This is a genomic window from Clostridium sp. TF11-13AC (assembly GCF_003481065.1).
In the GTDB taxonomy this organism is placed as follows: domain Bacteria; phylum Bacillota; class Clostridia; order Lachnospirales; family Lachnospiraceae; genus Otoolea; species Otoolea fessa.
This window is the reverse complement of the sequence record NZ_QUKJ01000001.1, coordinates 148,448-160,534: the sequence shown is the minus strand read 5'-3', so window position 1 is coordinate 160,534 and position 12,087 is coordinate 148,448. Positions and strand designations below refer to the sequence as shown.

The 12,087-nt window shown below is 48.0% G+C and carries 12 protein-coding genes; all 12 read right to left on the bottom strand.

All coding sequences use genetic code 11. The annotated features are described in order from the left end of the window. Window positions 1-115: 115 nt before the first annotated feature. Window positions 116-538: a cytidine deaminase gene (cdd, locus tag DXD12_RS00695; RefSeq protein WP_118293287.1), complete on the bottom strand. Its 423-nt coding sequence runs from the start codon at window positions 536-538 to the stop codon at window positions 116-118. After that, complete coding sequence (gene udp / locus DXD12_RS00690; protein ID WP_022359925.1) at window positions 531-1,313, bottom strand: uridine phosphorylase; 783 nt, start codon at window positions 1,311-1,313, stop codon at window positions 531-533. Before udp ends, cdd begins: the two co-directional genes overlap by 8 nt. Before the next feature lie 43 nt (window positions 1,314-1,356). Beyond that, window positions 1,357-2,544, bottom strand: a complete 1,188-nt coding sequence (locus DXD12_RS00685) for a phosphopentomutase (RefSeq protein ID WP_118636987.1) — start codon at window positions 2,542-2,544, stop codon at window positions 1,357-1,359. A 49-nt stretch (window positions 2,545-2,593) separates the two neighbouring features. Then, window positions 2,594-3,610 carry an alpha-hydroxy-acid oxidizing protein gene (locus DXD12_RS00680; protein WP_118636985.1) on the bottom strand — a complete coding sequence of 339 codons (1,017 nt, stop codon included), beginning with the start codon at window positions 3,608-3,610 and terminating at the stop codon, window positions 2,594-2,596. A gap of 8 nt (window positions 3,611-3,618) precedes the next feature. After that, window positions 3,619-4,980: an MATE family efflux transporter gene (locus tag DXD12_RS00675; protein WP_118636983.1), complete on the bottom strand. Its 1,362-nt coding sequence runs from the start codon at window positions 4,978-4,980 to the stop codon at window positions 3,619-3,621. Window positions 4,981-5,086: 106 nt separating this feature from the next. Next, a complete protein-coding gene (locus DXD12_RS00670) occupies window positions 5,087-5,434 on the bottom strand; it encodes a hypothetical protein (RefSeq protein ID WP_118481804.1) in 348 nt (115 codons plus the stop codon). Window positions 5,435-5,482: 48 nt separating this feature from the next. Next, complete coding sequence (locus DXD12_RS00665) at window positions 5,483-6,619, bottom strand: Fic family protein (protein ID WP_118636981.1); 1,137 nt, start codon at window positions 6,617-6,619, stop codon at window positions 5,483-5,485. 449 nt (window positions 6,620-7,068) lie between these two features. After that, window positions 7,069-7,971 (bottom strand): phosphatidylglycerol lysyltransferase domain-containing protein, encoded by a 903-nt coding sequence (locus DXD12_RS00655; protein WP_118636979.1) that lies wholly within the window; start codon window positions 7,969-7,971, stop codon window positions 7,069-7,071. A 175-nt stretch (window positions 7,972-8,146) separates the two neighbouring features. Beyond that, on the bottom strand, window positions 8,147-9,814 hold the full coding sequence (recN, locus tag DXD12_RS00650; RefSeq protein ID WP_118636977.1) for a DNA repair protein RecN: 1,668 nt from the start codon (window positions 9,812-9,814) through the stop codon (window positions 8,147-8,149). A 59-nt stretch (window positions 9,815-9,873) separates the two neighbouring features. Continuing rightward, window positions 9,874-10,323, bottom strand: a complete 450-nt coding sequence (gene argR, locus DXD12_RS00645) for an arginine repressor (RefSeq protein ID WP_022359930.1) — start codon at window positions 10,321-10,323, stop codon at window positions 9,874-9,876. 14 nt (window positions 10,324-10,337) lie between these two features. Further along, window positions 10,338-11,207, bottom strand: a complete 870-nt coding sequence (locus tag DXD12_RS00640) for an NAD(+)/NADH kinase (protein ID WP_118636975.1) — start codon at window positions 11,205-11,207, stop codon at window positions 10,338-10,340. Beyond that, window positions 11,204-12,052, bottom strand: coding sequence for a TlyA family RNA methyltransferase (locus DXD12_RS00635; protein ID WP_107000291.1), 849 nt, complete (start codon window positions 12,050-12,052; stop codon window positions 11,204-11,206). Before DXD12_RS00635 ends, DXD12_RS00640 begins: the two co-directional genes overlap by 4 nt. Window positions 12,053-12,087: the final 35 nt, after the last annotated feature.

Below are 12,087 nucleotides of genomic sequence, written 5' to 3'. Positions count from 1 at the left end.
TTTTTGCAATGTCAAAAGGTGTTCCAATATATTAAGTTATATTAATGAAACTGTAAGATTACAGTGCGCGGGTCTTTGACACCTGCATACCAGCTTTATGAGGCAATCGGCATTCCTACTGCAAATTATCCGGTCCGAATCCCATCGGTAGAAGCTCCGCCAGTGTATAGACCTTATATTCCTTCACCGAACGTGCCAGAATGATCTGAAACGCATCCTCATGGCAGAATTCCTTCATCACCTGACGACACACGCCACAGGGCGCACACCAGTCAAATTCCGAAGCTCCTTCCGGACCTCCCACAACTGCAATCGCTGTGAAGCTGCGTTCACCCTCACTGACTGCCTTAAAAAAGGCAGTGCGTTCCGCGCAGTTTGTCGGTGTATAGGCCGCATTTTCAATATTGCAGCCACGGTAAATCCCGCCTTTTTCAGTCAGCAGAGCCGCCCCCACCTGAAAATGAGAATAGGGTGTATAGGCCATTTTCCGTGCTGCGAATGCTTCCTCGATGAGTGTTTCTATCCTCTCATTATTCATTCTTCGCATCCTCCTGAATCAAGATACGGATGGCTTCCACTGCTGTCCGGATCGCTGCCTCTGTATCATGGGCCTGTTCATTGGACAGACCTTTTTTCGCCCGCTCCTGATTAGCCAGAACCAGGAAGCAGGCACCTACACGCACCCGAAGGAAGCTGCCTGCGATAAACAGTGCTGCTGACTCCATCTCCGATGCCAGGCATCCCATCCGAAGCCACGCCTGCCACTTATTTTCAAGCTCGTAGCTGACCGGCATCACCTCCGGCTCATGCTGTCCAAAGAAGGAATCCTTCGACTGTACAACGCCCGCATGACAGCGGAACTTCAGATTCTTCGCTGCACGGATCATGGCATTCATAACATCCACATGGGGAACAGCCGGGTACTCAATGGGAGCGTACTCTCTGCTGGTTCCTTCCATGCGGATAGCTCCGCTTGCAACTACGATATCTCCGCCCAGTACATCCTCCTGCATACCGCCACAGGTGCCCACACGCAGAAAAGTATGGGCTCCGCACTTGGATAACTCCTCGATAGCGATAGCCGCTGACGGACCACCGATGCCGGTTGACGTCACACTGACTTTTACCCCATCGATGGTTCCCGTATATGTGGTATATTCACGATTATCCGCAACTAACACCGGATTTTCAAAATGTTCTGCTATCTTCTTGCATCGCTTGGGGTCCCCCGGCATGATGACATATCCGCCGATATCCTCCGGACCGATTCCTGTGTGGTACTGTTTTCCCGTTCCTTCTGTATAATCAACCATATAATCGCCGCCTTTCTGTTTTTAACTTCAAGTCCAATGTCATCTATTTTATCTGATCCAGAATAGAAGTTCCGATGGTCCCCTCCGGCATCTTAACACCAAAATTGTCCGCAATAGTCGCACCGATGACGGCAAAGGTGTCACTGGTGTCAAGCTTCCCACTTTCCGTATTCGATGGTGAATACGCAATAAACGGGACCTGCTCTCTCGTATGATCCGTTCCCTTGTAGGTTGGATCATTTCCATGATCCGCCGTCAGAATCAGCAGATCGTCCTCACGGAGCAGCGGCAGAAGCTCTCCCAGCTTTTTATCAAATTTTTCGATCTCTTCCCCGTATCCCACTGGATTTCTGCGATGTCCCCACAACGCATCAAAATCTACCAGATTGGTAAAGCAAAGTCCCTTGAAATCCCGCTTTGCGATATCGATGGTCTGCTGCATGCCATGCACGCTGCTATCGGAATGATTGCTTTCTGTTATCCCTTCTCCCACAAAGATATCGTTAATCTTTCCAACAGAAATCACATCATATCCGGCATCCTTCAGTGCATTCAGCGCCGTCGGTCCGGTGGGTTTCAAAGCATAATCATGGCGGTTACTTGTCCGTTTGAATTCGCCGCGTTTTTTACCCACATAGGGTCTTGCGATAACACGGCCAACTCTCCACTCATCCCGCATAGTCAGTTCTCTGGCAATCTCACAGTAATGATACAAGGTCTCAAGTCCCATGGTTTCCTCATTGCCACAGATCTGAAGCACCGAATCCGCCGATGTGTAGACAATCAGCTTTCCTTCATTCACTTCCTGTTCACCCAGCTCCTCCAGAATCTCCGTTCCGCTGGCTGCCTTATTGCCGATTATCTTTCTGCCGCAGCGCTTTTCCAGTTCGTCAATCAGTTCCTTGGGAAAGCCATGCTCTGTAAATGTGATAAATGGCTTATCTGTCCGAATGCCCATCATCTCCCAATGACCGGTCATGGTATCCTTACCATTGCTCGCCTCATTCATCGCCATGAAATATCCTTCCGGATGTTCTGCCGGCTTAACCTGCTTAAGGGCCTTGAGATTGGCAAGTCCCAATCTCTGCAGATTCGGAATATCCAGATGTTCCACTGTTTCTGAGATGTGCCCCAGCGTATCCGCACCGGTATCATCAAATCTGGCTGAATCCGCCATGGGCCCGATTCCAAGGGAATCCAGTACAATTACAAATACACGATTAAAACGCATATCACTCACCCTTTCTACTAATTTTTGCTATATTTGATAGTTTACTTTTTTACACTCTCACACAGTCACGGGTGATTTCAGCAAGGGAAGATACTCCGCACATAGCCATGGTATCTGCAAGCTCACTTCCGATCTTCTGAATATAAGCTTCGACCCCTTCTCGGCCTCCGCCATAGACAGCTGTGACGAAAGGTCTGGCTATGATAACCGCATCTGCCCCCAGTGCCAATGCCTTAAATACATCGGTACCGGAACGGATTCCGCCATCCACGAAGATTTTCATGGAACCGTCCACTGCCTTTGCTATTTTTTCCAGAACCTCTGCCGTTGCCGGACACTGGTCCAGGACTCTTCCTCCATGGTTAGATACCACGATAGCTGCTGCACCGGCCTCTTTAGCCTTCAAAGCTCCTTTTACCGTCATAATTCCTTTTACAATAAAAGGTACTCCTGCTGCCTTCACGATCTCACGAAGTTCCTCCACTGATTTACTTCCGGCCGGCGGATTGAAATTTTTCAAAAATGGAAGACCTGCCGCATCGATATCCATGGCAGCCGCGAAAGCACCTGCATCCTTGACAAGCGCCATCTTTTCACGAATCATCGCCACATTCCATGGCTTCACTGTAGGAATTCCCAGTCCCCCTGCCTTTTTGATGGCTTCCGTGGCTGCCACCATCACATTGCTGTCCATTCCGTCTCCTGTAAAAGCAGCAATTCCAAACTCTGCGCAGGAAGAAACTAATATATCATTGTAAGAAACATCATTCAGTGAATCGCCGTAATGCATATTCACGGCTCCCACCGGACCTGCAAAAAACGGATACTGAAAATTCTTTCCAAACAACGAAAGAGAGGTATCGATGGGACGTTTCTCCACCAGTGTATCCATCTGGACACGGATTTCCTTCCATTTGTCATAATTCCGAATCGCCGTATCTCCGATTCCTTTGGCTCCCGGACCCGGCATCTGATTTTTGCAGGCTCTTCCGTTGCATTCCGGACAAGCCTTGCAATAATTTCCCATTTTTCCTCTTGCCAGTTCTAAACATTCTGCATAATTCATTAATCTGGTTACCTCCCTGTCACTTTTTTCTCAAATCCATGCACCCAATTTCCCCTTAAAAACAAAAACAGGAAAATCACGGAGCTGATGCTCCAGGTCAGTGGGTATGCCCAGAATATGACCCGGATATCCGGAATCAGACGCACTGCCAGTGTGATGTAGCTGACACGGAACAGACACCATACACAGAGCAGAACGATCATGGGCACGGCAGCATTGCCGGAACCCCGGAGTACAGCCGCGATACAGTGAGTAAATGCCAATAAACAATAAAACAACGCAATGGTTCTGGACTGCATCACCCCATAATGTATCACATCCGGATCACGGTTGAATGCTGCAATCAGCACCGGTGCCGCCGTATATATGGTGATACCAATCAGTTCTGCAATGAAGATGGAGCAGAGGATACCGAACTTCGCACCTTTCTTTGCTCTGTCATACTGCTTTGCCCCAAGATTCTGTCCCACAAAGGTAGTTATCGCCATAGTAAAGCAGGTCACCGGCAGGAAGGCAAAACCTTCTACCTTAGAATAAGCTCCGCAGCCTGCCATGGCCATTTTACCGAATGCATTGATGTTGGACTGTACAAACACGTTGGCTATGGCAATGACTGAGTTCTGGAAACCGGAAGGTACACCATTCTGAATAATCTGCCTCAGCATATGTCTGTCAAAACGAATCTTCCTAAGCTCCAGCCGGTAATCTTCCTTCACCCGCATCAGATGCACCATACAGAGAATCGCGCTGACAAACTGAGATATAGCCGTTGCCAGGGCTGCCGATCCCACTCCCATGCCAAGTCCTGCAATAAAGAAGATATCCAGCACCACATTCACACAGGAGGAAATAATCAGATAGATCAGCGGATGGCGGCCGTCCCCCACCGACTGCAGGATTCCCACGAAAATATTGTACATGACTACACCCAGAGAACCTGCAAAATAGGTTTGAAAATATACAATCGATTCCGGAAGTACATCTGCCGGTGTTCCCATCAGTACCAGAATCTTCGGTGCCAGATACATTCCCGCAGCCGTCAGTGTGATTCCGGCCACCAGACCGAAGGCTGTGGTTGTATGAATCGCTCTCTGGAGATAATCCTTGTTTTTCGCCCCATAATACCTGGCAATTACCACACCGGCTCCCATGGCAATACCGTTAATAAAACCTACCATCAGGAAAATCAGGTTTCCCGACGAACTGACTGCTGCCAGCGCATTGCTGCCAAGATAATTACCTACAATCAGGGAATCCGCTGTATTATACAGCTGCTGAAACAGATTCCCCAGAAACAATGGTATGGCAAATAAAATAATCTTCTTAGAGATACTTCCCTCTGTCATCCTCGTTTTGCTTTCAGCCCCCATAAAACCCCCAAAATGAATCCTATTTATGCACACAGTCGATGACTATTCATCGCCCCTCTGCACGCATATGTTCTCGATCTCATTATAGCCGACTGCCAGCAAATTCTCAATACTTCTTGCGCTGAGTGTGCAGCCCATTGGCTGTGATTAACAGTGCTAATCGGAACACATCGTTTTTATGTTTCTTTATATTTTTGCTGTCAACCTGATCTCCATTCAACTTGCGTTCTTTTAAATCCAGCCACGCTTTCGCCTTAAATAGTATCAGGCAAGTCGGACTTAATACCGGAATGCCATCAACCATCTTTTGTCCGGTTTTTAGCAATTCATAATACGCTTCATTTAAAAGGATTGCCGACAAACTAGATATTTCATCATCTATCAGAAGCGGGGTGAGAACTGCATCATCTTCCAATATAATGAAATCCGGATTTCTGGAAAATATCTCTATCATATTAAGCAAAATTTCCACTCGATGAGTGGAAATTCTACAATACCTAAACTACTTCTTGAATTTATATTTTCCTTTTCCATGACCGGATACTGATTCAATAATGTCTGCCTTTACCAAATTGGAAAGAAGTTTTGAAGCACCTGAACCTTTCAGCTCAAGAAGCTCCATAACTGCACTTCTTCCAAACACCTCATCAAAGCCAAACTTTTCAAAAAGTCTATGGATATGAATCGTCGTTTTTGCCGAGAAATCACTACTTTTTTCGAAAAGTAAACTTTCAATATCCACTTTTTTGTCTCGAATGTCCACTTTTCCACTCTCAACATCCACTTTTTTGTCCCCAATGTCCACTTTTTCTTCGTTCAAAAGTTCACTTATATGAAGATTTCGATTATGAAGCTCATTTTTCTCGTTCAAAAGCAAATTTCTGAGAAATGCTTCCAAATACTCTGTTGTTTCGTGAATGCCTTTTTGCAGGTTCGTATAGTTTGCACGCACAAGTGCATTTCTGAAATACCAGGCATTTTCTGCAAAAATATCATTGGTTGCAGAGAACCCAAGCGTCCTTAAATATTTGATGAAGAACACTGCCGTTGTTCTCGTGTTGCCTTCCCCAAAGATATGAATTTGCCATAATCTTGAAATGAATACCGCAAGATGATGGATAATCTCGTCCATTGAAAGTCCTTTATAACTATAATCCTTCTCCTGCGAAAAATCATATTCAAGTGTGGCTTTCAATTCAGATGCACTACCGTACATAACAGTTGCCCCATCAAGAACCCATTCTTTCTTTGTAATGTTGTAATCTCTAATCTTTCCGGCGTGTTTATAAATGCCCTGAAAGAGTTTGCGGTGAATAGAGATATACTCATTCGGAGAAAATGAGAACGCTGTTTCAGAAAGAATTTCAGCAATACGGAACGAAACCTTATCTGCTTCTTCGGTACGCTCATCATCCGACAAATGCACTGGTCTTTCTTCATAGTAGCTATCAATAAGACTTTGTGCTTCTTTCATCGTGATTTTGCCTTCAATATTCTGAATGGCGGTATCAATCAGATATTTAGATGGTTTGAGTCCGTCCACCGCCTGAAGTCCGATTGCTGTACTCCAAGCATAACTTTTATAAGCTTTATCCGGTTCAGACTCCCTCAAATATTCCTTAAACGGGTCTTTTTCCATATCCACTACCTCGCTTCATAGTCTTATAATTCTATCTTCTGTAAGATTGAAAGTGCTATCTAAAAGAGTAAGTTGTTGATTATCATTTTTAACAAAAGACATATGGATCACCTCACAAAATCTTACCTATATTTTACCAGAAAATCCAATGTTTTTATATATCGTGTTAAATTTTTAAGGTACAAATTTATATCAAAGGGACTTATTTCACAGCCCCTAATTTTTTCTAATTCAAATTTCTTATATGATATATCAAAATAATACCCGAATCGAATTTTTTGACATTCACCGCACTGAATTACCTGATTCTCTACAAGAGCCCCGAGGCAGCCACCCGATATTTTTTATCCGGTGGCTGCCTCGTTCCAATCATTCTTATCCGAAACACTACCAAAACAATTCTTTCTGTACTTTATATTCCAAAAACATTGTTTTTCTAATCTTTATGATTATCGCTCTAAAATCGTATACTTCTTCTCCAGGCGAACCGGATGCATACTCTCTTTCGTCCGCCTGAGATTTTCAAGTCCCATATCGTCCTCCCGGTTTACAAATTCCGCCTCCGGATAAACGTGCGTTAAAAATTCTTTTTCCAGGTAATTATAAAGTCCGCGTAACTCCAGATTCGCCTTTTCCACATGGGTAACAGTCATATTTCTCTCCTGACTCATCGTTCCCATTGAAAATGCTTCCAGAGTTCCTCCTATCCGGACTCCCGCCATCGTGATCCCCGCCTCACGTCCAAAACGGATTGTCTCAAAGATCCCCTGCTCTTCGCTGTCCAGCCGGTTCAGATCATCGTCGCTCTCCTTATTCTTAGACCAGCGTTCCAGAAACGTCCGTATCTCGCCCTCATCCTCCGGATTCAGGATCACAAACTCTGCCGTTTCCCCGTAATCCCGACGGAATCGCGAAATCCGGTTTTTCATTTTTGAATATTTTCTTCCGGGAAGAACACGCATTTCTTCCCCGGAATAAATATAGTCAAAGCTGTCCCGATCCTCCAGCACCTCATAGCGCTCCGGATCCGGACGAATCGCTCCAAGCGCCGCCTCATCCACCAGATACATATGCATTTTCACACCGATTGCTGTGAAATATGCCTGCAGACGGTCAAAGTTTTCCCGCATATGCCCCAGACCGCAGACCGGGACCATCGTCGCCTGCTCATCATAATCGATCTTCTGAAGCCACACAAGCCCCTTTTCGTCCGCATAGTATTTTGTCTCATAATAAGGTCTCCAGAGCAGATGATAGGCAAAATGGGATTCTGCACAGTCCGTCGGGCGCAGCGAAAAATACGGCTGCAGACCAATCAGCTTCTCCGGTGTCAATGGTTCAAATTTTATCATGCGTTGCTCTCCTCCCCTGAATCTACTTTCTCACCAAAGAGGAAGAAAAGTACAGCTGCGGCAAAACCACTTCGACGCAAACGGTCAAACTTCGACCTAATTGGTATCTGGGGATCAAAAAAATGCCGCCTTACGCGACATTTTTCTGAATCCGAATCTTATATTTAATTTATAATCACACCTCCAGCTTCCGCTTCTTTGCCAGCTTCTTCATCTCCTCCGCATTCTGCCGCACGGTCTCGGTGATCTCCGCGCCGCCCAGAAGTCTCGCAAGCTCGTCCACCATCGCCTCGCGGTCTAAGGCGCGGATGGAGGTTGCCGTCCGTCCATCGGACGCAGATTTGCGGATCTCGAAGTGCTGGTCCGCCATCGCCGCGATCTGCGGCAGGTGCGTGATGCAGATGACCTGACGGCATTTGGAGAGGATCCGCAGCTTCTCCGATACCATCTGTGCCGTCCGACCGCTGATACCGGTGTCAATCTCGTCAAAAATCAACGTTGGAACCTGATCGGTCTCCGCCAGCACCGTCTTGATTGCCAGCATGATACGCGACAACTCACCGCCGGATGCCACCATACCGAGCGGCCGGATCGGCTCACCCGGATTCGTTGAAATCAGGAATTCCGGCTCGTCGATGCCGCCCGCTGTGAAACGATCCAGCCGCCTAAACTCCATCTCAAACTGCACATCAAGGAAATTCAACTCCCGAAGCCCATCCGCGATCTTCTCCACCAGCTCCCCGGCAAACTGCTTACGCGCTGCTGACAATGCCTCGGAATGTTCTTTCAGTACTGCTTCTGCCTGTTCCAGTTCTTTTTCCGCCTGTTCCCGAAGTTCATCATAATTCTCCAGTTCCTGCAGTCGCGCTTTCCTTTCTTCCAACGCCTGAAGTACCTCCGGGATCGTCTTCCCATACTTGTTTTCCAGGCTCCGGATCAGGTCAAGCCGCTCCTGTGTCTCCCGAAATGCCGCTTCGTCAAAGGTCATATCGTCCATATATCCGGCGATCTCCCTGGAAAGATCCGAAAGAAGGGAATCTACATCGCACAGCTCGTCACGGATCCCCTTCAATCCCTCGTCAAATGCCATCGCACCATCGATCTCACGGAACGCCCGCGACACCGCATCGCCGGACACCGCGTCATATGCCTGTGAAAGACTCTCAGCGATCCGTCTGGCATTGGAAAACCGCTTAAAATCGGCTGCCACCTTTTCCTCTTCGCCATCCTTTAACGCGGCATTTTCAATCTCCTCGATCTCAAACCGGCAGAAATCCATCTCCCGCAGTCTCGTCTCCTGATCGGATGCAAATGCGGCACATTTCTGTTTTAACTGCATATACAAGCGATAGGCAGCTTCCGTATTCTGTTTGAATGGGAGAAGTTTCTCCCCGCCATACGCATCGAGGATTTCCAGATGTTTTGACGCATTCACCAGCGACTGGTGTTCATGCTGTCCGTGCAGATCGATCAGAAGACCCGTGATCTCCCGCAGCCTTGCAGCCGTTACCGTCTCGTCGTTGATGCGACTGATGCTCCGGGTCGGTGTGATTTTCTTAGAAATGATTAAAATTCCCTCTTCATCAGGGTAAACATCGTGTTCCTTCAGCTGCTCGCGCTTTCTCTCATCATCGATGGAGAAAACCAATTCAATGTAGGCGCTGTCGCAGCCCCGGCGGATCATCTCTTTCGGTGCTTTTCCGCCCAGCGCGATCTGGACCGAACCGATGATGATCGATTTTCCGGCTCCCGTCTCACCGGTCAGAATGTTGAGTCCGTCCCCGAACTCCACCTCCGCCGAATCGATCAGAGCCAGATTTTTCACTCGTAAATGATAAAGCATCCGCTTTCCGTTCCTCCTTATCAGCGGTTCCCGCAAAAAATGCGTGAACCCACCTTCCCTCATCCCGCAATCAGCTTGCGGATCTTGTCCATCAGCACGATCGTATCGTCCACCGTACGGACTGCACACATGACCGTATCGTCCCCGGCGATGCAGCCGACAATCTCTGAAAAATGGATGGCGTCGAGCGCTGCCGCGACTGCCATCGCCATGCCTGACACCGTCTTGATGACAAGGATGTTCTGCGCCATATCCATGGAAACGAAGCTATCGTGCAGAATACGGGTATATTTATCATTGAACGCCGTCTGAGGATGGAAAACCGCATATTTCTGTCCGCCGTTTTCTGTCTGGATCTTAGACAGCTTTAACTCCCGGATATCCCTGGAAACCGTTGCCTGCGTGACATTGTATCCCTCTTTATTCAGATATTCCGCCAGCTCTTCCTGCGTTTCAATCTCATATTTTCCAATCAATTCCACAATCTTGCTGTGACGTTCCATTTTCATGGCTCTGACTCCTTTTATATCTGTTTCATTTTGTTCCGTATATTTTCCAAAAATGGCACCTGTTTGAGCTGTATCAATGTCGTCTCGATCTCTGATTTTGCTATCTCGATTGTATCACCCGGCTCAATATCAACCACCGTATCGCCGTCAAAGCTCAGCGAAACCTTCGTCCGCCCGGTCGTCTGAATCCGCAGACTCAAATGGCTATCCGGCGGCAGAACGATGCTGCGCGAATTGAGTGAATGCGGGCAGAGAGGCGTCAATACCATCAGATCCGCCTCCGGCGCCACGATCGGACCGCCCGCTGACAGGTTGTATGCCGTCGAACCGGTCGGGGTCGCAACCACCATGCCGTCCGCCGAATACTCGTTAAACAGCTGTCCATTGACAGCCAGCTCAAACCGGAACGCATCGATTCCCATACGGTTCAGGACGATATCATTCAACGCGATATCCTCCATGACGACCTTCCCGCCGGAAATCACGCACCCCTTGAGCATCATCCGGCTTTCCAGACGGTAGTGATCTTCCATCAGATCCCGCATGGCAGGCAGAATGTCCTCCTCATGCCCGATCTGCGTCAGATACCCCAGATGCCCCATATTGATGCCAAACAGTGGAATCTTCCGTCCCGCCAGATCACGCGCCGCCTGAATCAACGTTCCATCACCGCCCAGACAGATCACACAGTCTGTGTCCTCCGGCACCGTCCGGCGATCGGTATAGCGGTATGCCGCAGCCACTTCTGCGTCCCTGCGAAGTCCATCATGGCGATCCAGACGGATGCAGCGGCAGCCCTGTTCTGCAAAAAAGCTGCAAATCAGATCGGCTGCCTCCTCTACACGCGGCTTTTCGCGGTTTACAATCAGATAGAAATTTCTCATGTTTTGTCTAACTCCCTGTGAGCTTCCTCAACAACCTGTTCCGGTGAAACCGGACACTCTTTTTCCGCTTTTGCAAGTGCTTCCTCACCAGTCACAGTTTCCTCCGATGCCTGCTCCGGTTTATGCAGGTACAGGAGGTACTCGATATTTCCCTCCGGTCCCTTGATCGGGGAAAATTCCAGATTCCGGATCTCAAAACCGATCTCTGCCGCATATGCCATCACCATCTGAATGACCTCCAGATGCGTGCTCTTCTCGCGGACAACGCCCTTCTTTCCGACTTTCTCACGTCCCGCCTCAAACTGCGGCTTGATCAATGCAACCACCTCGCCGCCCGGGCTTAAAATCTCCTTGACCGGACCTAAAACCTTCGTCAGGGAAATAAAGGAAACGTCGATCGAAGAGAAATCTACCGGCTCGCCGATATCCTCCGGTGTCACATAACGGATGTTTGTCTTCTCCATGCAGACCACACGCGGATCATTGCGAAGTTTCCACGCCAGCTGTCCATGTCCTACATCGACCGAAAACACCTTGACCGCGCCATTCTGCAGCATACAGTCGGTAAATCCGCCTGTGGACGCGCCGACATCCATACAGACCTTTTGATCCAGCGTCACTCCGAAATGCGTCATCGCCTTCTCCAGTTTCAGACCTCCGCGGCTCACATATTTTAAGGTAGATCCACGTACCTCGATCTTCGCATTTTCATCGAAGGTCGTACCCGCCTTGTCTTCTTTCTGATCTTCTACATATACAATCCCGGACATGATGATCGCTTTCGCCTTCTCACGGGATTCTGCCAGACCTCTCTTGACGAGAAGTACATCTAACCGTTCTTTCATTCTATGTTCTTCCTTCCGCTGCTGCCACTCTTTTG